The organism is Lysinibacillus sp. FSL M8-0216, from assembly GCF_038595555.1.
Taxonomy (GTDB): domain Bacteria; phylum Bacillota; class Bacilli; order Bacillales_A; family Planococcaceae; genus Lysinibacillus; species Lysinibacillus fusiformis.
Map to the genome: position 1 here is coordinate 4,357,746 of NZ_CP152007.1, position 24,835 is coordinate 4,382,580.

The 24,835-nt window shown below is 37.0% G+C and carries 25 protein-coding genes and 4 tRNA genes; 4 read left to right on the plus strand and 25 right to left on the minus strand.

What is annotated here, in order from left to right; translation table 11 throughout:
• Nucleotides 1-9: 9 nt before the first annotated feature.
• From MKX57_RS21620 to acpS, 16 genes are all read right to left on the minus strand, one after another.
• Nucleotides 10-84 (minus strand) — tRNA-Gln (locus MKX57_RS21620).
• 5 nt (nucleotides 85-89) lie between these two features.
• Nucleotides 90-165 (minus strand) — tRNA-Asp (locus MKX57_RS21625).
• Nucleotides 166-194: 29 nt separating this feature from the next.
• Nucleotides 195-266: transfer RNA gene (locus MKX57_RS21630), tRNA-Glu, on the minus strand.
• A 1-nt stretch (nucleotide 267) separates the two neighbouring features.
• Nucleotides 268-344: transfer RNA gene (locus MKX57_RS21635), tRNA-Asn, on the minus strand.
• Nucleotides 345-435: 91 nt separating this feature from the next.
• Nucleotides 436-894, minus strand: a complete 459-nt coding sequence (locus tag MKX57_RS21640) for a SprT family protein (RefSeq protein ID WP_043990239.1) — start codon at nucleotides 892-894, stop codon at nucleotides 436-438.
• 67 nt (nucleotides 895-961) lie between these two features.
• Nucleotides 962-3,133, minus strand: coding sequence for a Tex family protein (locus MKX57_RS21645; RefSeq protein WP_342550596.1), 2,172 nt, complete (start codon nucleotides 3,131-3,133; stop codon nucleotides 962-964).
• 143 nt (nucleotides 3,134-3,276) lie between these two features.
• Nucleotides 3,277-4,062, minus strand: coding sequence for an RNA polymerase sigma factor SigB (sigB, locus tag MKX57_RS21650; RefSeq protein ID WP_089985767.1), 786 nt, complete (start codon nucleotides 4,060-4,062; stop codon nucleotides 3,277-3,279).
• Nucleotides 4,040-4,510: an anti-sigma B factor RsbW gene (gene rsbW / locus MKX57_RS21655; protein WP_008177047.1), complete on the minus strand. Its 471-nt coding sequence runs from the start codon at nucleotides 4,508-4,510 to the stop codon at nucleotides 4,040-4,042. The genes sigB and rsbW overlap by 23 nt, the downstream gene beginning before the upstream one ends.
• Nucleotides 4,510-4,842 carry an STAS domain-containing protein gene (locus MKX57_RS21660; RefSeq protein WP_025114281.1) on the minus strand — a complete coding sequence of 111 codons (333 nt, stop codon included), beginning with the start codon at nucleotides 4,840-4,842 and terminating at the stop codon, nucleotides 4,510-4,512. Before MKX57_RS21660 ends, rsbW begins: the two co-directional genes overlap by 1 nt.
• A gap of 50 nt (nucleotides 4,843-4,892) precedes the next feature.
• Complete coding sequence (locus MKX57_RS21665; protein ID WP_171365853.1) at nucleotides 4,893-5,900, minus strand: PP2C family protein-serine/threonine phosphatase; 1,008 nt, start codon at nucleotides 5,898-5,900, stop codon at nucleotides 4,893-4,895.
• A 12-nt stretch (nucleotides 5,901-5,912) separates the two neighbouring features.
• Nucleotides 5,913-6,314, minus strand: coding sequence for an anti-sigma regulatory factor (locus tag MKX57_RS21670; RefSeq protein WP_008177053.1), 402 nt, complete (start codon nucleotides 6,312-6,314; stop codon nucleotides 5,913-5,915).
• A 364-nt stretch (nucleotides 6,315-6,678) separates the two neighbouring features.
• A complete protein-coding gene (locus tag MKX57_RS21675) occupies nucleotides 6,679-7,029 on the minus strand; it encodes a type II toxin-antitoxin system PemK/MazF family toxin (RefSeq protein WP_008177055.1) in 351 nt (116 codons plus the stop codon).
• A 4-nt stretch (nucleotides 7,030-7,033) separates the two neighbouring features.
• Nucleotides 7,034-7,297: a hypothetical protein gene (locus MKX57_RS21680; protein WP_036162355.1), complete on the minus strand. Its 264-nt coding sequence runs from the start codon at nucleotides 7,295-7,297 to the stop codon at nucleotides 7,034-7,036.
• A gap of 291 nt (nucleotides 7,298-7,588) precedes the next feature.
• Nucleotides 7,589-8,710, minus strand: a complete 1,122-nt coding sequence (gene alr / locus MKX57_RS21685) for an alanine racemase (RefSeq protein ID WP_342550597.1) — start codon at nucleotides 8,708-8,710, stop codon at nucleotides 7,589-7,591.
• A gap of 195 nt (nucleotides 8,711-8,905) precedes the next feature.
• Complete coding sequence (locus MKX57_RS21690; protein WP_043990243.1) at nucleotides 8,906-9,964, minus strand: outer membrane lipoprotein carrier protein LolA; 1,059 nt, start codon at nucleotides 9,962-9,964, stop codon at nucleotides 8,906-8,908.
• Nucleotides 9,965-10,089: 125 nt separating this feature from the next.
• A complete protein-coding gene (acpS, locus tag MKX57_RS21695) occupies nucleotides 10,090-10,443 on the minus strand; it encodes a holo-ACP synthase (protein ID WP_089985770.1) in 354 nt (117 codons plus the stop codon).
• Between the two features lie 64 nt (nucleotides 10,444-10,507).
• On the opposite strand from acpS, the gene MKX57_RS21700 reads away from it, so the two are divergent.
• Nucleotides 10,508-11,131, plus strand: a complete 624-nt coding sequence (locus MKX57_RS21700) for a rhomboid family intramembrane serine protease (protein ID WP_036121030.1) — start codon at nucleotides 10,508-10,510, stop codon at nucleotides 11,129-11,131.
• A 73-nt stretch (nucleotides 11,132-11,204) separates the two neighbouring features.
• Here the strand turns inward: MKX57_RS21700 and MKX57_RS21705 are convergent, their stop codons facing one another.
• From MKX57_RS21705 to MKX57_RS21740, 8 genes are all read right to left on the minus strand, one after another.
• Nucleotides 11,205-11,780, minus strand: a complete 576-nt coding sequence (locus tag MKX57_RS21705) for a GNAT family protein (protein WP_089985910.1) — start codon at nucleotides 11,778-11,780, stop codon at nucleotides 11,205-11,207.
• Nucleotides 11,781-11,887: 107 nt separating this feature from the next.
• Nucleotides 11,888-13,366 carry a PH domain-containing protein gene (locus MKX57_RS21710; RefSeq protein WP_043990246.1) on the minus strand — a complete coding sequence of 493 codons (1,479 nt, stop codon included), beginning with the start codon at nucleotides 13,364-13,366 and terminating at the stop codon, nucleotides 11,888-11,890.
• Entirely contained in the window at nucleotides 13,359-13,838 is a 480-nt protein-coding gene (locus MKX57_RS21715; RefSeq protein ID WP_008177068.1) for a PH domain-containing protein, read from the minus strand. The genes MKX57_RS21710 and MKX57_RS21715 overlap by 8 nt, the downstream gene beginning before the upstream one ends.
• 123 nt (nucleotides 13,839-13,961) lie before the next feature.
• Nucleotides 13,962-15,503, minus strand: a complete 1,542-nt coding sequence (locus tag MKX57_RS21720; protein ID WP_008177070.1) for a DEAD/DEAH box helicase — start codon at nucleotides 15,501-15,503, stop codon at nucleotides 13,962-13,964.
• 352 nt (nucleotides 15,504-15,855) lie between these two features.
• A complete protein-coding gene (locus MKX57_RS21725; protein ID WP_008177072.1) occupies nucleotides 15,856-16,548 on the minus strand; it encodes an alpha/beta fold hydrolase in 693 nt (230 codons plus the stop codon).
• A 77-nt stretch (nucleotides 16,549-16,625) separates the two neighbouring features.
• Nucleotides 16,626-17,993, minus strand: coding sequence for a UDP-N-acetylmuramoyl-tripeptide--D-alanyl-D-alanine ligase (gene murF, locus MKX57_RS21730; protein WP_342550598.1), 1,368 nt, complete (start codon nucleotides 17,991-17,993; stop codon nucleotides 16,626-16,628).
• A gap of 11 nt (nucleotides 17,994-18,004) precedes the next feature.
• On the minus strand, nucleotides 18,005-19,084 hold the full coding sequence (locus MKX57_RS21735; RefSeq protein ID WP_342550599.1) for a D-alanine--D-alanine ligase: 1,080 nt from the start codon (nucleotides 19,082-19,084) through the stop codon (nucleotides 18,005-18,007).
• A gap of 114 nt (nucleotides 19,085-19,198) precedes the next feature.
• Nucleotides 19,199-19,951: a hypothetical protein gene (locus MKX57_RS21740; protein ID WP_008177079.1), complete on the minus strand. Its 753-nt coding sequence runs from the start codon at nucleotides 19,949-19,951 to the stop codon at nucleotides 19,199-19,201.
• A gap of 339 nt (nucleotides 19,952-20,290) precedes the next feature.
• Here MKX57_RS21740 and MKX57_RS21745 point away from each other — a divergent pair, with 339 nt between their 5' ends.
• Entirely contained in the window at nucleotides 20,291-21,478 is a 1,188-nt protein-coding gene (locus tag MKX57_RS21745; protein ID WP_008177081.1) for an FtsW/RodA/SpoVE family cell cycle protein, read from the plus strand.
• 57 nt (nucleotides 21,479-21,535) lie between these two features.
• Here MKX57_RS21745 and MKX57_RS21750 read toward each other — a convergent pair whose 3' ends face one another.
• Nucleotides 21,536-21,673: an Lmo0850 family protein gene (locus MKX57_RS21750; RefSeq protein WP_164908744.1), complete on the minus strand. Its 138-nt coding sequence runs from the start codon at nucleotides 21,671-21,673 to the stop codon at nucleotides 21,536-21,538.
• Nucleotides 21,674-22,007: 334 nt separating this feature from the next.
• Between MKX57_RS21750 and MKX57_RS21755 the strand changes: the two genes are divergently transcribed.
• Together MKX57_RS21755 and cls are read left to right on the plus strand one after the other, a co-directional pair.
• Nucleotides 22,008-23,168, plus strand: coding sequence for an MFS transporter (locus MKX57_RS21755; RefSeq protein WP_043990249.1), 1,161 nt, complete (start codon nucleotides 22,008-22,010; stop codon nucleotides 23,166-23,168).
• A 167-nt stretch (nucleotides 23,169-23,335) separates the two neighbouring features.
• Entirely contained in the window at nucleotides 23,336-24,793 is a 1,458-nt protein-coding gene (gene cls / locus MKX57_RS21760) for a cardiolipin synthase (protein ID WP_043990258.1), read from the plus strand.
• Nucleotides 24,794-24,835: the final 42 nt, after the last annotated feature.

A 24,835-nucleotide genomic window follows, 5' to 3' on the forward strand; every position in this document is an offset into this window, starting at 1 on the left:
AGAAATGAATGGCTGGGGTACTAGGATTCGAACCTAGGCATGACGGAATCAAAATCCGTTGCCTTACCGCTTGGCTATACCCCAATAAGTGGCGGTCCCGACCGGGATCGAACCGGCGATCTCCTGCGTGACAGGCAGGCATGTTAACCGCTACACCACGGGACCAATATTATTTGCAAAGTAAATTATGAAAATGACCCCTACGGGATTCGAACCCGTGTTACCGCCGTGAAAGGGCGGTGTCTTAACCACTTGACCAAGGGGCCATGGCTCCGAAGGCAGGACTCGAACCTGCGACAACCTGATTAACAGTCAGGTGCTACTACCAACTGAGCTACTTCGGAATAATGAGTGTTATGTTGTCGTCGTTATCTTGTCGACTTTTACTATTATAGGGATAACTAAACAATACGTCAATCTTTTTTTAATATTTTTTTACTCTAATAATTTAAGCCTGCCCAAACACTTGCTACAACAGTACTTTTCAACATTCATTTTAATTTTTCTTACATATAATTGCTGGCAATTAGTACATGTATAGGTGTAGCGTCGTTGTTTTTTTATAGATGATTTAGAAGTATGTAACGCTGAACAGAAACGAGGTGCCTTTACTTTATTTAATAGTTCCCTGAATTCTTTATCCCGATGCTGATACCCCTTACCTTCAATATGTAAATGGTAATGACACAGTTCATGAAGTACAATGCCTTGAATTTCCTTAATACCATATAATTCAAAAGCTTTTGGATTGATCTCAATATTGTGCGTTTGTAAAAGATATCGCCCGCCCGTTGAACGTAACCTTCCATTAAAATAAGCTTGGTGTATAAATGGTTTTTGAAAACTTTCCAAAGAAATTCGACATACAAGCTGTTGTAGTTCCTCATTGTCCAACTTGATCACCTCCAACAACAAGAATACCACACTGTGTAGTATGCACAGCGTGGTAAAAATTTATTACTCAATCTAATAATTGATTTTTAGGAGGAAGCATTGTTAAAGAAATCCGCCCTTTACTAAGATCAATCTGTTCAACCCAAACGGTTACAATATCTCCTAACGCCACAACCTCTAATGGATGTTTAATGCGTTTATTTTGAAGTTTTGAAATGTGCACAAGTCCATCTTGCTTCACACCAATATCAACAAAAGCTCCAAAGTCTACTACATTTCGCACAGTTCCCTGTAGCTCCATACCAACTTTTAAATCTTCCATTTTCAATACATCTGTTTTTAGCAATGGCTGTGGGAACGCATCACGTGGATCACGACTTGGCTTCATCAAAGTATCTACAATATCTTGAATCGTTACAACACCAATCTCTAGTACTCCACTTAATTGTTGAATATCCAAAGCAGCAATAGCTTCCTCCGCCTTCTTCGTTCCAAGTTCTTTTTTATCGATCTTTGCCTCTCCTAAAATCTGTTCTGCAAGATGATAGCTTTCAGGGTGGATACCTGTAGAATCAAATGGATTTTTTGCCTCAGAGATACGTAAGAAACCAATGGCTTGCTCATAAGTTTTCGCACCCAATCTTGGAATTTTCTTTAATTGTACACGGGTAGTGAATTGACCATTCTCTTCTCGAACCTTCACGATATTTTCTGCAACTGTTTTAGATAAACCAGAAACGTATTGTAAAAGTGATGAAGAGGCCGTGTTTACATCAACTCCCACTTGGTTAACTGCTGTTTCTACTATAAATGTTAATGATTCATTTAATTTCTTTTGAGAAACATCATGCTGATACTGCCCCACTCCAACTGCTTTTGGTTCAATCTTCACTAGCTCTGATAAAGGATCTTGTAAGCGTCGGGCAATAGACACAGCACTTCGTTGCTCAACCTGTAAATCAGGGAATTCAGCCCGAGCAATATCCGATGCTGAGTACACAGATGCTCCCGCTTCATTAACAATAACGTAGGCTACGTCCGTAGTCAGCTCGTTTAATACATCAACAATGAATTGTTCTGTTTCACGGGAGGCTGTCCCATTACCAATAGCAATTATACTAATTGGGTATTTTGCTAAGATTGCTTTTACAACAGCTTTCGATTTTGCCACATCTGGTTTAGGTGGATGTGGATAGATAGCGGTAACCTCTAGCATTTTCCCAGTTTCATCGACAACTGCTAATTTACAACCGGTACGATAAGCTGGGTCAACGCCCAAGACATATTTGCCTTTCATAGGTGGTTGTAATAGTAGATTACGTAAGTTTGCAGAGAAAATATGAATAGCCTGTGTTTCTGCTTTTTCAGTAAGCTCATTACGTATTTCTCTTTCTATAGAAGGTTGAATTAAACGCTTGTACGAATCTTCGATAGCTAGCTTCACTTCAGCAATAGCAGGAGATGTTCCCGTTGCTGGTATCCATTCTTTCCACATGATCATCAATACGCGATCCACCGGAACATGAATCGAAACTTTTAAAACATCTTCTTTTTCCCCACGATTTATCGCTAGAATACGATGAGGAACAATTCGATTAACAGGCTCCTCATACTCGTAGTACATTTCAAATACATTTTTCTCATCTATTTCTGCATTTTTCACACTCGTTACAAGTACGCCATCTTTCAATGAATACGTACGAATTTTCTCACGAATAGCAGCATCATCAGCAAAGCGTTCTGCTAAAATATCTCTCGCTCCTGCTAGCGCGTCTTCAGTATTAGCTACTTGATCATTATCGACGAATTTAATAGCTAGTTGCTCTAGTGGATCATGACTAAAAGCTACTAAAAGATCTGCCAGTGGTTCTAAGCCCTTTTCTTTTGCAATAGTAGCCTTAGTACGACGCTTTTGCTTGTAAGGTCTATATAAATCCTCTACACGCTGTAGTACTGTTGCTGAAAGAATAGATTTTTCTAATTCTGGTGTAAGCTTATCTTGCTCTTGGATTAATCGAATAACCTCTTCTTTCCGTTGTTCGAGCTGCTGTATGTAGTGATAACGATCCTCTACAGCTTTAATTTGCACCTCATCCAGAGATCCCGTTACTTCTTTTCGATAACGCGCAATAAACGGAACTGTATTTCCTTCTTCTAATAATTTAATAACAGCATCAACTTGCCCTGGTTTAACCGCTACATCTTTTGCAATGAGCTGTAACATTTGCTTTTGTTCCACACCATCACTACCTTTTTCTTTTCATTTTACCATTACACTTTACTAAAAATGCAAAAAAATAGTCTACTCAAACGAATATGAGTAGACTATTTTCAAACATTTAAAAGGTGTTTAGTATGATTCACAGCACACCCATTGATGGATTAGAGCGACACACCGCCACTTGCTAGAATAGCCTCTTGTAATTTCTTGATTGCTTTTCTTTGTATTCTAGATACATGCATTTGAGAAATCCCTAATTGTTCTCCAGCTTCTTTTTGACTTAGTTGCTCTAAATATGTAAGCTGAATGATTTGTTTTTCTCTTTCATTCAAAACAACCATTGCCTCGGAAACAATCATTCGTTTATCAGTCATTTCATAGCCATCGTCTTCCCTACCCAAAATATCGAATAGTGTTACGGTGCTACCATCTGAATCTGACTCTATTGAATGATCCATAGAAAGAGCTTGATAACTACGGCTCATTTCCATAGCCTCTAATACTTCTTCCTCCGCTACATCTAAACGCTCGGCAATTTCTTGAATGGATGGAGAACGCTGCAATTCAATAGTCAGCGCCTCCACCGTAGATTTGATTCTCGGCCCAATTTCTTTTATGCGTCTAGGCACATGAACATCCCATGTTTTATCACGTAAAAAGCGCTTGATTTCTCCAACAATTGTTGGTACAGCAAATGCTTCAAAACTACGGCCAACATTTGGATCAAAACGTCTAATTGCACCTAATAAACCCAGCATCCCTACTTGAACAATATCATCATAATAAGATTTACCATTCGAATACTTACGTGCTATTGACTCAACTAGATATCGATAATGAATCACTAAATTCGTTTGCGCTTCATCATCCTCCGTTGATTGGTACAATTCAATCCACTTTAATACATCTTCTTTGGATGAAGATTTATGTAGTGATTCTTTCGACATTTTTTTCCACCTGCTCCCTAGTGACATACTTTGTCATAAAGACAGTTACGCCACCATCGTTATTGATCATCACCTCATCCATCAAAGTTTCCATTAAATAAAGCCCTAACCCACCTTCTCTTAGCCCTGCAATATTTTCCTCAGGATGGTACGGTCCAATCTTAGTTTTAATCTCCTCGAAATTAAAACTATTACCGTAGTCAGCAATCATCAATTCCATTTTATTGTCGTATAACGCACATCCGATGACGATTTCGCCTTCTTCATCTTCTTTATAAGCGTGATGCACGACATTAGTGACAGCCTCACTTGCAGCAATTTTCAAGTCTTCGATATCATCATAATTAAAGCCAATCCTGCTTGCTAAGCCAGAGACAGTTAACCGAATAACACTGACAAATTGCGGTTTAGCAGGAACTCTAATTTCAATATAGTCAAATTCCTTCATTATCTTAATTCCACCTTTTTATCAGTTTCGATATCCATCAAATCACTCAGTCCTGTAATTTCAAACAATCTTTGTAATCTAGTCGATAAACCAACGAGCTTCACTTTGCCATTTTCACGTAATGTTCTTTTATAAAAGGCAACAAAAATCCCGAGTCCTGTACTATCCATGTAATTTACCTTTGATAAATCGAGTTCAATTTCCAATCCTTCTGTAATCTTTACAGCTTCCAATTCTTCACGTAATCCTGATGCCGTAAACGTATCAATTTCACCTTCTACAAAGCCAAATAATTTATGATCAATTTCTTTAAAATGTATTGTAACGTCCATATAGCACACCTCCACCATATTTATTAGACTATTTTCTGTTCCCTGTTTCATTAAAACGTAAACCTATTTTTTAAAATAACTACAGTAAAATCATCTGTCAGTTTAAAATCCTGTATTTTCTCTATCTCTCTATATAGAAGCAAGCACAATTGTTGAGCTGATAAGTACTTGTTTTCTTTTATGAGTGCTGAAATAATTTCTCTTGAATTTAAGTCATCCTGCCCTCTAAATTCTGTTACTCCATCGGTCATCATGATGATCAAATCATCTTCCTCTAAAATAATTTCATGAAATGTATATTTGGTTTCAGACAACACACCTAGTAATAAGCCTTTAGCTTCTAAAGGAATAAATTCATCTTGCTTGGCTCTATAATGTAAAGCCGGCTCATGTCCTGCAGAAGCATAGGAAAATATGTTTTGGCGAATATCTAAGCAGCCATAGAACATAGAAACAAACATACTATCATCAACACCTTTTTCTATTACCCTATTAATGACTTCTAAAACATACGAAGGATCTTTATAGGCATAACTCAATGTCTCAAGTCCGTATTTCACCATAGACATACATAAAGCAGCAGGTACACCCTTTCCTACAACATCTGTTACTGCCACACTTAAATATTCTTCTCCATCATGAAAAAAATGAACATAATCACCATTCATTTTACGAATAGGAAACGAAACCATTCCTATATCAATACTTTGTAGCTCAGGCACATATGATTTTAATAAGGTCTTTTGAATGTTAGTTGCAATCTTCATTTCCAATTCATACTCAGCCTGTTTTTGTAGTAAGCTTTGATGCTCTCGATGTGCCATACCATAATGCACCATAACTTCAATAAGAAAATCATATGCTGGCTGCGATTCACCCATTCGATTAGGAAATATTGCTTCTACAGCATTTTTATGAATACTAACAACATCCTCAGGGGCTATACTTTTTTGAATTAATTGACGTGTGAAATTTTGAGCAATATATAGATTTTTTTCTGTTTGATTCAACATATAATCTGACAATATTTTTTTATACTGAGCTTCTAATTGTTTCAATTTCTTCACGTCCTAACGCAGCCATTTTTCGGTCCTTATTGTTGTACCCTCTCCAATGACAGATTGGATGTGTAAGCTGTCCATCAATCGCTTAACCCCTGGAAGGCCAGCACCTAGACCCCCCGATGTAGAATAACCATCCTCTGTTACTTTGCGAATATCCTTAATTCCAGGTCCTTGATCAGTTGCAACAACTACTATTTTCTTTTCAGTTTCTGTCTCAATTCTTTCAATTTCAATTATACCTATACTGGCATATAAATAAATATTTCTTGCTAATTCACTAATAGCTGTGGTTATACGAGCTTGATCAACAGTGCCAAATCCAAGTGCCTTTGCCTCATTACGCCCCAGTTGTCTTGCTGTAATAATATCCCACTCTGTAATAATTTCAACCGAAGACTTACTTGTCACTGCTGCCCCTCCATTTCCTTACGGAGTAATACCCTTTTACTTTTATTCGACATATTACACACAAACTATATAGTATTTATAAATGGAATATTCTATGTATATTTTCATATACCTTTAAGAATTTTTTCAATAATCTATTTTTATTAAAAATCTTGTGTATATCTTAAATCTTTTTTTATTATTTATCAAATACGTCATAGCATAATAACGAAGAGATTTTTTGCTACCATCAAACATTTCAACATTCTTCCTATGTACTAATGACATAAGAATTTCAAAGTATACGAAATAACTGAAGGAATAGAAAAGACAAAAAAGCATCGAGATATCAATTATCTCGATGCTTTCTATACACATATGTATATCAAAATTTAACTAGACCTAAACTGATCATCAACGCACCATCAACTTTTTCCATCACAGCATGATCAAGTTGTGTAATACGATCTGTCAATCTTGACTTATCAATTGTCCGCACTTGTTCTAGCAAAATAACCGAATCACGTTCAAAACCATACTTTTCAGCATTGATTTCAACGTGTGTCGGTAACTTTGCCTTTTGAATCTGTGCAGTGATAGCCGCGATGATGACAGTCGGACTAAATCGATTGCCAATATCATTTTGAATAATCAGCACCGGCCTAGTGCCCCCTTGTTCAGAGCCTACTACCGGTGATAAATCTGCAAAAAAAACGTCACCACGTTTTACATTCAAAGTGTCATCCCCCGCTTACGAGACGCTCCACCATATGTTGTGCTTCATATTCTGCATGCAAGCATTCACTCGCGATCATTAAATTAATATGAGACATTTCAACATATCCTTTAATCATAGCTTCCCGTATTTGATTTGGTTGCTCCTGCATTAAATTTTTGCGCGCTAAAGAACGCACAAAAGATTCACCTTCAATTACTTCCTTTGTTTGTAGAAATAGTCTGTCTTGAACAGCAATTGTAGCTTCTCTTAACTTTTTATCGTACACAGCAAGCACCTCCAACGGAACCATACACTTTTCATTACTTCCCATTCTATCATTGAAAGATATTGTTGAAAAGACATGAAATGACAAAATATCTGACAATTTGAAGTACAAATTGTAAAAATATGTTGGCTGTCGAAGGTATATGACGAATAATTATTATTGCAACTTATTACCAATTATGATTTATCTATCATTCGGAAAAGAAATAAGATCTCCAGTGCTTATTAATTGACCAAATTCTTCATACTGGCATAAATTGAAAGCTAAAATATATTGGCATAAATGTGTTTATTAAAAGTATATTCTAGGAACTCTTGCTGTGATCATGCATGGTATTTCATAGTTAATGGTTTCAAGCTTAGTTGCCCATTCATCGATGGAAATCCTATTCTGTCCTTGTTGGCCAATAAGTGTTACCTTCTCACCTATAGCATATGCTTTTGGTAGGGCAACCATACATTGGTCCATACAAATTCGTCCAACAATCGGCATTCTCTGTCCATCAATTAAAACCTCTTGTCCACCTAACTTACGAATAACACCATCTGCGTAACCTATTGGAAGAGTTCCAATCCACATATCTGTTGGCGCAACATATGAAGCTCCATAGCCTACAGATTCACCTTTTTTTATTTCCTTCACATGAACAAGTTCACTTTCGAGTGAAAATGCAGGTTGTAAGGCAAAGGGTAGGATACTCTCTACATAGGAGGACGGTGATAAACCATACATTGAAATCCCATATCTCACAGCATCATACTGCAAGTTAGAATCCTTTACTAATGAAGCTGCTGTATTAGATGCATGAACAAGTGGCGGCTTTATCGGCAATACTGCTAAACAGCTTTCAAAAAATTGTACTTGCTGATCAAAATAAGTTGTATCTTTCTCATCCGCTGTTGCAAAGTGCGTAAATATTCCGTTCAACTCTACATTATCAGTAGACTCAATTGTTTGATACAATGCTAACAAATCCTGCTCAGAGCGAATGCCGATTCTACCCATACCACTATCTACTTTCATATGTAGCAGTAAAGGAAGCGCTTCATTGGCTATAAGTGGTGCTGCTTGCTGTACCCACTCACTTCCATACACAGTGAGCATAATACGCTGTTGAGCTGCGAAAGGAGCAAAGGACACTGGAGATGCACCTAATATTAGTATGTCTGGATCTTCAAAATGTGCTCGAATATGTAATGCTTCATCAGGCGTTGCCACTGCAAGTATTGTGGCACCAGCCTCAAGAGCTGCCTGTGCTACGGCTACATCTCCATGACCATATGCATTCGCCTTTACTACAGCAATTATTTGAACATTAGGTCGTATAAATTTTTTTAAATTTTTGACGTTTTGTTGGATTGCTTGTAGATTTATCATTGCTTTCGTTGGTCGAAAATATTGCTGTGTCTTCATAAGAATACCCTCTTTATTTTTAATTAAAACATTATGTATTACATACATATTTTTTATTTAGCTTGTACAATTATACGTTTATTAGTCCTGAAACGTTTACTTTATAGACAATCACTTAACATTTTCTAAACCACAAATTTTTATATTGTCAATAAGCTACAGCTTTCATGAACTAGAAAGCTGTAGCTAGAAAAGTTACTTCATACTACCTATCGTCATAGATGTAGCAACTTCAATCATTTCTTCACGCGTTAGTTTACTGGAAGCTACAAAGAATTCAACACCATCTTTTTCCCAACTAACTGAAGTATCTGTAATCGCACCTATTGTAAATCCTAAATCAACTGGATCACCAGGCGAAGATACTGGTAACATAGAGTTTTCCTTTGTCACTGGCTGTTGCATAACTGTAAAGGCTTTTTCTCCTTCAAATGTTAAGATAACGCGTTCCATACCACTTTCTTGAACGACTTTTTCATTCGCCAATTGTGCCCAATTTAATACTGGATAGCTAGTTTGGAACTCTTGATATTCTACTTCTGCACCAACTGCTTCTTTGTCTTCTTTGTCTTCTTTACCATCTTTCTCTGCTGGTGTAGCTTGTTCACCTTTAGTTTTATCTTTATCTGTAAATTGCTCAACTGCATACTCTTTGGCAGCATGCTGCACACCTAGTTTAATTTTCTTAAATGTAATTCGAATTTGTTCTTCTTTCACATCATTCATAATGACAACAGAAGTTGGTAGTAAAGTTTTCTTATCTACTGTAATCACCTGATGAGGCATACTATTTTTATAGCTATTTCTAGTAGCCGCTTCAAATATATATGCTTTCTCTTCCTCTTTCATGACAAGATTTTTATCTTCTGCTAAATCTTCTGCAAGAGCTCCTATTAGATATGCTTGACTATTCTTCTTAGGCCAATCACTTTGGAATTTATACATTTTGTTTAATGTTGGTGTTACAACAAATACGCCATCCGCATTACGCACAATCATTTGAGAAACATCTTTTCCACTTTCCATAACTTCTACTCGATAGAAATCAGGTTTAGTATGCCATACTGTTACATTATAATTTCTAGGCTCCCCACCAGATTTGATCTCCATCGTAGCATTTAATTCATAGCCATTTGTCTCTCCCCATTTACCATTCACTTTCTTCAACACTTTTTCCTGTGAGGCTGTACCACATGCCGACAGAAGTAATATCGTACAAAATAAGACGAGCCATTTAACTATTCGGTTGCCCACGCTTTCACCCTTTCTTCTTTCAAATCCACTACGACAATATATGAACCGTATTTGTCAGTTATGTCATTTGTAGAAAAGGCAATATATTTAAATTTACTGGCTAACCTTTTTAGACAACTTCATTCCTATTCTAATAAGATTACTTGAGCAGCTGCATATTGCTTGGAATGCGTAATACTAACAAAACCATTGGCAAGCTCCCCCTTAAAATATAAAACGGGTTTTCCAGCCTCTCCTCGTAATATCTCCATATCATGAAGTTTACATTGTTCGCCAATGCCAGTACCCATCGCTTTCGAAAATGCTTCCTTCGCAGCAAAGCGTCCTGCTAAAAATTCTATTTTACGAGTTTCTGAGTAACCATCAAATAATTTTTTTTCCCTTGTTGATAAAATGCGGTCTTTAAATTTATCTGTACGCTTCATCGCTTTTTCAATACGGTCTATTTCTACAATATCTAGACCAATTCCCTTAATCATGTGACCTTCTCCTTTACCTATTTCCAACAAGGCATGTATAATAATTGTAAATTGAGGTGGAGCCATGTTTAGTAGAACAGAAAATTTTAAGCAATATACAAAGTATTACCCTGTTGTGTCAACGTTAATAGCAATCAATTTAATTCTTTATGTATTGTCTCTTTTACCCGGTGTAGGAACTCTTTTGTGGAATTACGGAATTCAAGCGAATTTCCTCGTTCAAAAAGGTGAGTGGTGGCGTGTATTCTCTGCTATGTTTTTACATGCAGGGTTTATGCATGTGTTTTTTAATATGTTTTCCTTATATCTCTTTGGACCAGAGCTTGAAAAAATTGCAGGTAAAGCCCGTTTTATTACAATTTATTTAGTATCGGGTATTGTTGGCAACATGGCAACCTACATATTCTATGATAGTAGTTATGCGAGTCTTGGTGCAAGTGGAGCTATTTTTGGAATTTTTGGTGCTTTTGGGGCATTAGTGTATTATACTCGTAGAACAATGCCAATGCTTCGTAAGCTTATTTTACCAATCATCATTATCAGTGTCATTATGACTTTTCTTCAACCGAATGTAAACGTTTTTGCACATTTAGGTGGGCTAGTAACCGGATTCATTCTAGGGCTTATTTATTTACATCCAAAAAGAATTTTAAGCTGGCGCAAACAAAAAATGGCGGGTAGACCATAATTTAAGAGAGGAGCAGCACCATGGGTTATAAGTTAGATCTCATGGCACTGCTCCTCTTTATATGAATCGCTTTTTACAGGGCGACCGTCGCTTCATTGGTCATCTTAATTTTTTTCCACTCAGCTGCCGTTATACCATAAACCACTTGGTCTACATGATGATCATACAGCCACTCCGCATCCCTTAATCGCCCTTCTTCATGAAAGCCCAACACTTTTGGAATCGTACGGCTACGAATATTTCCAACCGCTACTCGCACTTCAATACGGTGTAGCTTCAAATAATGAAAGGCATAATCAATTAATGCTTTCATTGAATTTGTTACAAGCCCCTTGCCTACAAACTCATTCCCTAACCAATAGCCAATACTTGTCCACTTGTGTTGCCAGTTGATTTGATGATACCCAATGACACCCGCGAGCTGTCCATCATAGTAAATTCCTGCCTGTATCCCATCGTTATCAGCGTATTGTTGCATAGCCTTTTTTACAAATGCCTCTGTATCTTTAACTGTCTGAACACCATCTACAAAAGGTAACCATTCACGTAATGTATCCCTTGAACGATCAGTCAATGCAAATAAATCATGAACATCACTTAAATCCAATAATTTTAAATAAGCGTCTTCATTAATATCATATTTAAACATAGTCCCCACCCCTTTTGTTCTATTTATTTTATTATAAACTTCATTACCAAATATTTGTATGTAAAAAAGCTAATCCTTCCATAAAATTGAAAGAATTAGCTTTGCATTTAATGTTCGTACCAAGATAATATTGTTTCAGCATCTCGTTGTTCCAGACTCGAAACACTACCCGTTGTACCGGATGCTCCGGACATGACTGTTGCTTTTATAGACATAACATTTTTTCTTTTTTGAAAATACGATTGTGTACTTCCCATCGATTGTATACGTTTTTTCTCCACTATCAATGTGATTCGACTGAATACTCTATATTGTAAAGCCAGTTGCTTCCCATCAATTTGATAGCCTGCTGTTTTATGCTGCCAAACCCCAAGTAGTATCGTTAATGGAATGAGTAGCAATGACAATAGACCATACGGGTAGAAGAAATAACTACATGCACCAATAATAGGGACAAGCCAAATAAAATCTATGCGATAAAAGAAAGGTCTTGCTTTTTTAGGTGATCGAGTAAAGGAAGGATTCCAATTCATATCTGGGAAAAGACCCTCTAATGTCTGCATACAATCTTGTTTCTTAATGAGTGGGAATAAGGTAATTTTTTTATCCTTCCCCTCTTCACCATTACCTCCAGCACTCTCAACAACAACCGTTGCAAAGCCTGTTAATTGACGCAATGGATTTTCAACAATACGAATAGCCTGGATTCGGTTTAAAGGTAAGGTTATACGCTTTTTCTCTAAAAGTCCTTTAGTTATGATCAGCTTATCTTCTTCGATACGGACTGTATATTCATAGTAATTAATCAAGGTAATAAGGACAGAAACAACCCAGGCTACTATTAAAATTAACATAACCGATATCGCTATTAAAAAGGCCCCGACTTTCACAAAATCAGCCAACTCATGGAAAACAGTTTCATAAGGAATAATATCTGAAAACTGAGAGGCGATAGCAGCAAGACCAGATAACACAACACCAATCCCACCAGAAGTTGTGGCTAACACTAGTAAGTCACGCATGGACATATGGTAAAGAGTTGGTGCGGAAATTGAAATTGAATCGTCTGCGACCTCCGTCTGTTCTGCATATTGTTGGTTTACACCTTCATTTTTGGCACGGCGCATTTCTAGTTCAATAACATCTGCCGCTTCTTTACGAATTGCAGTAAGTTCTACTTCAGGCTTGCCACCTTTACTCCCTGCTGTTTCCACCTGAACTTTGACTAATCCAAAAATACGATGGAAAATTCCTTCATTATAGTTCAAACTTTGAATACGTTCAAACGGAATATAACGCTTCTTTTTAACAAACAATCCATATTTGATACGGAGTTCTCCATCCTCATACCAATAAACAAATGTCCGCCATTTAATAATGCCTCCAATCAATGCAAGGAGTGCGGCTATTCCCCATACACCGAAGAGTAAAATGGTATCAAAAAAATGATCACTACGGAAATTTAGTGAAAAATTAAAGCCATTCGTTATGATAATGATCGCAATGGGTAATATCATACTTTTTAATGCTTTGACGCTCGTAATTACTGCTGATATAGGATGTAAACGATTAATCTCCTTAGACATCATCTTCCGCCACCCTTGCTAACTCAGAGATACGAGCACGAAGTGAATCTGCTTCGTCCATGATAAGTGCGGGAATTGTATGTACGGTTGCTGCCGTTGATATGGAGATATTACCTAAATCATATTTCTTTAAAATCGGTCCCTGTGTCGTATCAACATGTTGGACACGAACCATTGGTATGAGCGTACGTTTTACTACAAATAAGCCATGTTGTACTTCAATTTCATGTTCTCGCACTTCATATCGCCATCGTTCCCATCTAATTTTAGGAAAAATAAAAACTGATAATATGGCACTTAATACTACAATCGCCCCAGCTATGTAATAAATAAACGTTGGCCATTCAAAATAATAAGTACCATAGCTTACGATTCCTGCTGCAATTAATAGCACCACTGTTTGTATGACACCATATAAACGCCATACAGTTAACCCTTTACGGGAAATTTGATGCACTGGTTGAGCTCTCATTGTCGTTCCCCCTCTTTTCTATAGTAGGTTATACGGAATTCATGACCGTTTTGTTTCAACTATATACGAAAAAAAACCTTACAGCCAGTATGACTGCAAGGTTTTAATATCCACTTACGAAAATTAATCTTCGTGACGTCGAGGAGAACGAGAACGACCTTGTCCACCTTCACGACGGCCTCCTTCACGGCGACCACCTTCACGACGACTGCTACTGTTACTATTACTATTACTATTACGGCGATCTCCACCACGAGAGTCACGACGTCCACCGTAGTTACGATTATTACCACCGCGACCACGATCTCCACCGCCACGATTACTGCTAGAGCGTTCACGACGCATTGGTAATGGACGTTCTTCTGAAATTGTTACTGGTGTATCATCTGGCTCTTTCGTTAATGAGCGAAGAGCAGCTGCAACAACATCAATTGCCTCATGATTATCAAGTATTTCTGACGCAAGTGTACGGTAATCACCTAAGTTGTTATTAGCAATAAGACCTTCAAGAGTATCAAGAGCTAATCGTTGTTGTCCTACTAATGCTTCATCTGTTGTTGGCGGACGAAGTGGAGTCATACGTTTCTTCGTAGTTTCTTCTACGATACGCAAGTAACCCATTTCACGTGGCGTTACAAACGTAACAGCAAGACCTGACTTACCTGCACGACCTGTACGACCAATACGGTGAACATAAGATTCAGGGTCTTGTGGAATATCGAAGTTGTATACGTGTGTGACACCAGAAATATCAAGACCACGTGCCGCTACATCCGTCGCAACAAGGATATCAATTTTATTTTCTTTAAATTGACGCAATACAGAAATTCGCTTAGCTTGACTTAAATCACCGTGAATACCTTCAGCAAGGTAACCACGAATAGATAAAGCTTGAGCTAGCTCATCTACACGACGTTTTGTACGACCAAAGATAATAGCAAGTTCTGGTTGGTGAACATTTAATAAACGAGATAAAACATCGAATTTTTCACGTTCAGCAGATTTTACGAAATATTGATCAATATTATCAACAGTTAATTCTTTTGCTTTAATTTTTACGATTTCTGGATCACGCATAAATGTTTCCGCAATTTTACGGATTGCTGGCGGCATTGTTGCTGAGAACAGTAATGTTTGACGCTCAGCAGGAACGTTTTCTAGGATGGAATTAATATCATCGATAAAGCCCATATTTAACATTTCATCTGCTTCATCCAATACTAATGTTTGCACATCTTCTAATTTTAACGTACGACGATTAATATGGTCAATAATACGTCCTGGCGTACCAACAATGATTTGAGGTTTATTTTTCAGTGCACGGATTTGACGGCCAATTTCTTGTCCCCCGTAAACTGATAATAATTTCACACGTTTATCATAGCCAATCTTGTAAAGCTCTTCAGATACTTGAATAGCTAATTCACGAGTTGGAGCAATAACCAATGCTTGGATATTAGGGTTTTTTGGATCGATTTTTTCAATTAGTGGAATCCCGAAAGCGGCAGTTTTACCAGTACCTGTTTGCGCTTGACCTAATACATCACGGCCTTCAATAGCAAAACGAATAGTACCTTCTTGGATTGGTGTTGCTTCTTCAAATCCCATACGCTTTACAGAGCGTAATGTAGATTCGCTAATATTTAATTCTGAAAAATTTGTCAAACTTCTCAATCTCCTTTTTTTCCTTTTAAGTTGACAAATGGTTACATTTTCAGATGAAGTTGTCGGCAAATTCGAGCCTGTGTAGTGGAACGTTTCCGTTACTTAAAAATTCTCTCTACATGATCATTCATGTAGAGCTCTCTTATATGAAAAGGAAAGCCCGGTCTTTACCGAGCGGTTCGATTCTGTCGTAATTATTCACTTTAGAATAAAACCGTTGTGTTCAAAAAAAAGTACTCTTCAACCAAATATGAAGAGTCTTCGCACAAAATGTATCCATTGCTTACACTAGTCTAACATGGCTTTAATACGTATGCAACGATAACGCATGAGTCGTAATAATCTGACTACTTCAAGTATCCTTTAAAAACAGCAAAACCCGCGGAAACCAATCGGAGCAATCTTCCTCAAGACATATATGATGCCTTCCATTATCAGAAAAATACAAAATTTTATTAGTGGAAGCCAATTCATCATAAAGAAATTGTGCTGTGTTAAACGGCACTATTCCATCCTGTTTCCCTTGCACTATAAAGACAGGAATTTCGATATGCCGATAATACGGTTCCACGATTCGAACCAATTTCATAAATTCAATTGTTGAAGCTAATGGCACATTATTAAACTTATGTCGATAACGTAAAAATAGCTCATTATTCGTTAAATTATGATGATATGCATCTGTCGCAAGTAATTTGAAATCAATGACCAGTTGCTTAGGACTAATATATTTTGCAGCAGCACTCAATAATACTAGCTTTTTTACCTTATAACGTTTCGCCAAATATAAAGCTATAATGCCCCCCATTGAAAATCCAACAACGATGAGCTCATCTACTTTTTTAGCTAATGACCGTATGGCTAGCTCTGCGTCCATTAACCAGTGCTTTGCAGTAAATCCATCCATATGCAAGGCTTCACCATGACCCGATAATGTTGGTTCTACTATGAGCCAATCCGTATGCGTCCGTAAGTATGTTGTAAACGGCTCCATCTCATAGGGACCACCTGAAAAGCCATGAATGCATAGTACACCTATTGACAAATCCCTCACCTCGTTTAACAAAGAAACCTCTAAAAAAATGAATCGGTGAGCAATTTATCCCACCGATTCAATGAAAATTATGACGTAAAAGCTTGTAAAATTGTCTCTAATTTCATACCACGGGAACCCTTCAGCAAAACAATAGATGATTCATTAGCAAGTTTTAGTTTTTCAATAATAGCCGTATAATCATCTTCGGCATATAACAATCGCTCTGCTCCAAAGCGCTCTTTTAATACTTCATAAAGATGAGTCATTCGAGGCCCAAATAGACAAACGTAATCGATTTCTTGCTCATCTATTTCCTCCGCTAGCCCTTCATGGAAACGCTGTTCATCCGGCCCAAGCTCTAGCATATCCCCTAATACAAGCCATTTTTCAGGTCGAATAGTTGAAGTAGCGATAAATTGAATAGCCGCTTTTACAGAGGTAGGTGCAGCATTATAAGCATCATTAATAAATAATGCACCATTTGTACCTTGTACTTGTTGCATCCTCATATCTGTTAATACTACATGCTCTAAGGATGTACGAATTTGCTCATTTTTTAAACCTAGTTGATGAGAAATTAACATGGCAACCAATGTATTTTTCACTTGATGCTTTCCAAGTACAGAAATAAAGAAGTCACCCTCTATCATACCGTGGGTAGTAAAGCTACTACCATTAGCATTGGCATGAATATGATCAGCATATAAAAGGTTATTTGGCTCTAATCCAAACGCTACGGCATTTAAATGCATTTCCTTAGCCACTAATTCCTGTAGCAATGGTTCATCTCCATCATAGAATAATAGGCCATCCGGCTGCATTCCTTGAATAATCTCAAACTTTGCCTGTGCGATACCTGCACGGGACCCTAAGTCCTGCATATGGGCCTCACCGATATTTGTAATAACTGTCATATGTGGCTGAGCTAGCTTTGTTAAAAATTCAATTTCGCCGAATCCACTCATTCCCATTTCAAGGACAGCTACCTCTGTATCTTCATCAAGCTGTAAAATAGTAATCGGTAAACCTAGTTGATTGTTAAAATTCCCAATTGTCTTTTGAACTTTAAAGAACGGTGCAAGTGTACCCGCTAAAATATCTTTTGTTGATGTTTTACCGTTAGAGCCAGTAATACCAATAAATTTGGCTTTATGTTCATTACGATAAGCTCGTGCCATTTCCTGTAAAGCTACTTCCGGATCATCCACAAACAATAAAGGTATACCTTCCGGCGGATTAGGTTCATCCTTTTGCCAGAGAGAAGCACCTGCACCTTTTTCAACCGCCTGAGCAACGAACCGGTGTCCATTTGTTTGCTCACCACGAAATGGTACAAATAAATCCCCCTGTTGAATTGTTCTTGTATCAATGGAAATTCCTGATACAACCGTATCATCGTAAGCCGACATATCCTCATTTAACCATGCAGCTAATTGTTTTAATGTTTTTTTCACAATAATCCCACTCAGTCTTTTTTATAGTGAAGCTGTTGTTTTTCTTCAAAACGTTCAATGGCTAACGTAATCAAACGATTGATCAGCTCTGGATAGCTTACATTTGTATGTTGCCACAATAGTGGATACATACTTACTGGCGTGAAACCAGGCAATGTATTGACTTCATTAATGTAAACGCTATGATCAGCTGTTACAAAGAAGTCGGCACGAACTAAACCGCTACCATCAATCGCTTTAAAAGCCCGTTTTGCCAGATCTTTTAAGCTTGATTCTGTTTCCTTTGGTAGCTCAGCTGGAATAATCAGTGCTGTGGAGCCGTCCGTGTACTTAGAATCATAATCATAAAATTCTGTAACAGGTTTAATTTCACCTGGTACTGAAACTTCCGGATAATCATTTCCTAAGACGGCAAGTTCAATTTCTCGAGCGATAATACCTTGCTCGACAACAATTTTACGATCGTATTGTAAGGCAACCTCGATTGCTTTTTTTAATTCATCACGGCTTGTTGCTTTGCTAATTCCAACGCTAGATCCTAAATTTGCAGGTTTCACAAACATTGGCCAAGTTAATCTTTCTTCACAGCGTTCAATGATAGCCTGTTGTTCATTCTTCCATTCACTGCGAATAAAGTACGTATAGGGCACTTGTGGTAAACCAGCAATCTCGAATAATTGCTTCATAACCACTTTATCCATTCCAGCAGAAGATGCTAAAACCCCATTTCCTACATAGGGAAGATTTAAAACTTCTAGTAAACCTTGCACGGTTCCATCCTCACCATTTGTTCCATGTAGCAATGGGAAAATAACATCGAACTGTACTGATTTGCCATGTTCATCGATTAAAAAATCAGTAATATTATTTTCTAAAATTGTAGTATTATCACCAAATTGTAGTTCTTCGATAGTACTTACAGGCTTTTCTAAACGATCTCCACGTCGCCATTCTCCTTCAGATGTTATGAAAATCGGATATACTTCATACTCCTCGAAATTCAAAGCACCAGTGACTGCACGAGCTGTTGATAAGGATACCTCATGCTCCGCTGACTTTCCGCCGTATAATAAACCGATTCTTTTTTTCATTTTTGTGCCCTCCACATACTTCTTGAGTACTATTAGTTTATCACGAAACGTCTTGACAAATGACATAAAAATCCCACCGTAATTTTCGACGGTGAGATTTAAGTGTATATTTCGTTAAATAATATAAATCAATTCATCGTGCTCAGTTTTCAAAATGGTATTTAAATCGTCCCATACTTCATCAGGAAAAGAATATTCTGACAGGTTGCGGACTTCTATCCCATATGCCACTTTTGGTTTTTCAATACGGTACAACGATAATAATGCACCGTCTTTAGCAAAGGATCGATAAGAACGTAAGAATTCAGGTGAAATGGTAGGGATACTTGATTTTACTTTTCTACGCCAAAATCCAGAGCTACGTTCCTTTTCGCGAATTAAACTATTAAAAACATTTGCCACCAATAAATCCGAATCACTTAAATGTCGGAAATAAATTTTTGTCATTTTTTCTAAATCTGAAGAGTAATAGACGAATCTATTTTGCAATTTGTTAAAAAATGCAGATGTAATCGGTTCTTTTTTATGACTTATGTAAAGCAATTCCCCTTGTTCCATCGGTGTTAGATGGTCTAGCCTCTTCTCATCCATAAAATCGACCCAACATAATTCCTTGGACTCAGCCGATTTTTTTACAAAATGGGGTACCTCTTCATCCAATACATATTCAAATTGTGTATGCATATTAAAAGAACCGTCTTCATAGGAATGTTTTAATAAAAGTAAGTGATGCAGTGGTTCAAGCGAAGCCGCAAATTGCGAGAATTTTAACCCGCTAAAAATGACAAATTTATCGACATCATTCATATGAACATAAATATGATACATAAAATCATCAGCTGACTTTAATTTTTTAGCCACAACCATCACCCCATTCTCCACTACATTATAAGACTAAACTCGATTTTTTTGAAACATTTTATGTTAATTGTCGTCACAACTATATACGCAGGCATAAAAGTGCTTTTTGCGTTATAATAGGAATGTTACACATGCATTTGCATACAGGTTTTCGATTACTCATTGAGTTAAAATATTTGCTTAAAAGTTCCATTGACAACGTTCAAAGCAAATTGCAATCTTATCAGTAGACATTCTTCTTTCTGATTTTGAATTCGCACTATTCTTTCAACATTATAAACGAAAATGGAAGAAACGCATTATATTTACTCATATTGAGATACTATTTTTATTTAGGTGGATTTTATGGAAAATAAACGAAATTTCGCAAATCGTTTTGACTGGACCCTTGCTTTTATTCTTTTCACTTTTCTAGTCATTAGTTTGTTAGCTATTGCATCTGCCCAAACATCCGGTCAATATGGCATTAACTACGTTCCAAAACAAATGCAATGGTATGTAATTGGTGCAGTAATTATTGGCATAGTGATGTTTTTTGAGCCAGATCAATATAAAAAAATGTCATGGTATATGTATGGAGCAGGGATTGCCTTATTGGTACTGCTTATATTTATGCCTGAAGGAGAAGGTCAAATTGGTGCACCGGTCAATGGCGCAAAAAGCTGGTACCATACACCGCTTGGAAACATTCAACCTTCAGAGTTTATGAAAACATTCTACATCTTAGCACTGGCACGATTAATTAGTAAGCATCATGAAGTCTATTCATTAAAATCATTAAAAACAGACTTCTTATTATTAGGAAAAATCGGTTTAACTCTTATCGTTCCATTAGCGATTATTTTGAAACAACCAGACCTTGGTTCAGCACTTGTATTCTTTGCCATTACCGCTGCCCTTATTATTGTAGCAGGTATTTCATGGAAAATAATATTACCTACATTTTTAGGTGGCGTAGTAGCAGGTGGTTCACTATTATGGATGGCTCTCTATATGCAAGATTTCTTAGAGAAAACATTCGGTTTTAAAACGTATCAGTTCGCTCGAATCTATTCTTGGCTCGATCCCTACTCCTATTCTTCCAGTGATGGTTACCATTTAATTACATCGCTCAATGCAATTGGATCAGGTGAAATTTTCGGTAAGGGCTTTCGAAACCGAGAAGTATATGTTGCAGAGAACCATACCGATTTCATTTTCACTGTAATCGGTGAGGAATGGGGCTTTATTGGGGCAAGCATTGTTATTTGTATTTTCTTCCTACTAATTTATCATTTAACAAAAACTACTCTTTTATTGAAAGACCCATTTTCAACATATGTTTGTGCTGGTATTATCGCTATGATTACATTCCATGTGTTCGAGAATATAGGAATGACGATTCAATTATTACCGATTACCGGTATTCCACTTCCATTCATTAGCTATGGTGGTAGTTCATTAATGGGGAATGCTCTAGCTATCGGACTTGTCTTTAGTATGAGGTTCCACTATCGGACATACATGTTTACTACACATGATGAAGATGAATAAAAATAGAAAAAGGGAAGCCTCTAGTACAGAGACTTCCCTTTTTCTATTGTAAACGAGTTAAGCTTGAACTTGCGGTGTCTGCGTTGGTGGTGTTAGCACTTTTAAAAGTTCTAGTCGAGACTTTGTTACAGTGGCTGTTACACCCAACTTAGATAAATTCGAAACAATCTTTTTCAAATCTACTTCTTTCCTCATACATTCCACCTCAATCTTTCCTCGATTTTATATAACGTTTAATTGGCAAAAAAGTTTCATTTTTCTACGAGTATGATGTCTGACAAGTTTATCATACCATTTAACTTTGCTTTGAAATTTTTCTTTTTTGTGACATTGTATTTTTTTATACCCTGCCCTGTTCACCACCAAACATTTATAAACTAACCTAAACCCCCATATTTTATTCATTTACTTTATTTCACAGCAAAAGAAAAGCCGTCTATCCATGTTTCTCCTTCCGTTTTCTTGTAATAGCAAGAACAACGGGGTTAGAATATACATATTGAAATAATGTATGAAAGCAGGGAACTATATGAAAAAGGCAATTTTATTATTAATGTCTGTTCAATTCCTCGTTTACCTAGGGTTCGGTATTATTATTCCAGTCTTACCTGAGGTTATTGTGCAGCAAAATTGGGATAATCTCCATGTTGGTGGCTTACTGACCGTCTATTCATTAGCTAGCTTTTTCACTGCACCATTTTGGGGCATGCTATCAGATAAGGTAGGTCGTAAACAGCTAATCTTAACGGGACTAATTGGTTTTAGCCTAAGCTTTGTTATTTTTTCATTATTTATTGATAACTTAGCTATTTTATATGTTTCCCGCGTTGTAGGAGGATTATTTTCAGGAGCTTTATATACGGCTGTAACAGGATTTATTGCAGATATGTCTAGCGAGGAGACACGTAATAAATATATGGGCTTTATGGGTATGTCCATCGGTCTAGGATTTATTTTTGGCCCAGCAATTGGTGGAATGCTAGGTCATTATAGCTTGCAATTACCGTTTATCGCATCAGCTATATTAATTGGACTATTATTTATTTATGCAAGTTTCGTCTTAAAAGAACCTGAAAAACGAAAAGATTCAAATAAACGTGCTATTGTGCCAAAAGGTGCTGGGAAAATGCTACAATACCGTGTGCGTTACTTATTTATGTTTTCATTTTTAGTAACATTTATGTTAGCAGGTGTAGAAGCTACATTCCAACTATTCCAAATCGAAAAAATTCAAATTACACCATTACAAATTGGTTATTTATTTATGTTTAGTGGCTTTGTTGATGCTGCGATACAAGGTGGTGTCGTTCGCCGAATTAAAAACGGCAGTGAGACAACTTGGCTAATCGGGGCACAAATTGTAACGGCTGTGGGTATGCTTTTATTCACGTTAACCGCTAACCTATTTATCGCAGGGCTAGCATTATGTGTCTTTACAGCCGGAAACGCACTTGCGAGAACATGTGTTGTTTCACTATCCTCTAAAGAATCTGGCGGGCAATATGGTACAGCAGCTGGACTATCTTATTCCATGGATAATCTGGGACGCATACTAGGTCCACTATTTTTCACCTGGTTATTTACAATGCATGCAAGTCTCGGTTACTATACATCAGCAGTAATCGCTATTCTTTCTATTAGCTTAATTTTTATTTTTAAAGCCTCTAAAAAATCGTTGCGTTTTGATTAACATAGATCATGGCTACGATAGAATGATTATCAAGCAATTCGGATTATCTCTAGTAAATCATAGAGATAATCCTTTTCTATGCTAACTAGCTATTTAAAATCTTCTTTCCTCATTTGAAGTAGGCTATACTAAGTATGTTATTATCAATAGTAAAGGCAGGTGTAGGAATGAGCATTTTTACAGATATAGAATACTTAGTTCCTTTTACTTTATTTTTTAATATTTTATTAGCCATGACTATCATTTTTTTAGAACGTAAAGATGCTACATCTACATGGGCATGGATTCTCGTCCTATTTTTCATACCATTAGCTGGGTTTATTTTGTATCTATTACTTGGAAGACAGTTACGAAAAAAACATTTATTCCGTTGGGAAGGGCGTAAAGATATCGGTATCGATACGCTCATCAACTATCAAATGGATGCCATTCGTAATGAAACATTTGAGTTTCGTATTTCAAATGCAGAGAATTATCAAGAGATGATTTACATGCACCTTAGAACAAACAATGCCGTTTTAACGCAGGACAATCATCTAGATATTTTTGATGATGGGGCCAATAAATTTGAACAGCTCCTTAAAGATATTGAAGCGGCTAAGGACCATATCCATATTCAATACTATATCTTCCGTCTTGATGATTTAGGAACACGAATCGTTCAAGCACTAATTAAAAAGGCGCAGCAAGGTGTCAAAGTACGCCTCCTCTATGATGAGATGGGCTCACGTAATGTGAAGAAACGTCATTTCAAAGAATTGCTTAATGCCGGAGGCGAGGTAGAAGTCTTCTTCCCTTCCATCTTCCCACTACTTAATCCCCGTTTAAATTTTAGAAATCACCGAAAAATCGTTGTCATTGATGGCCGTATTGGCTATATCGGAGGTTTTAATGTTGGGGATGAATATTTAGGCTTACAAAAAAAGTTTGGGTATTGGAGAGATACACATTTACGTATTGAAGGTAGTGCTGTACATCCACTCCAAACACGCTTTTTATTAGATTGGAATCAAGCAAGCTCCCAGCAAAAGATGGGTTACTCGGACCGCTACTTCCCTGCTATCCCGAAAAAAGGTGATGTTGGTTTACAAATTGTATCAAGCGGACCTGACTCCGATTGGGAGCAAATTAAGATTGGTTACTTAAAGCTGATAAATATGGCCCAAAAGTATATCTATATTCAAACGCCTTATTTTATTCCCGATGTAAGCTTCTTAGATGCCATTAAAATTGCGACTTTGTCCGGTATCGATGTACGTATTATGATCCCTAACAAGCCAGATCACATGTTTGTTTATTGGGCTACATATTCCTATGTTGGACAGCTGCTTCGTGCAGGAGCAAAAGTATATATCTATGAAAAGGGCTTTATTCATGCCAAAGCTATCATTATCGATGATGAGGCTTCCACTGTTGGTACAGCTAATATCGATGTTCGAAGCTTTAGCTTAAATTTCGAGGTGAATGCCTTTATCTATGATGCCAACATTTCGCATCAGCTGGCGGAGCTGTTTGAAAAGGATATTTTTGATTGTACAGAGCTGACGTGGGAGATGTACCAAAACCGTTCATCATTGATCAAATTTAAAGAATCAATATCTCGGTTATTAACTCCTATCTTATAAAATGAAAAAGGAAGAGAGCTTGTTCGTGTAGAACCGCATCTC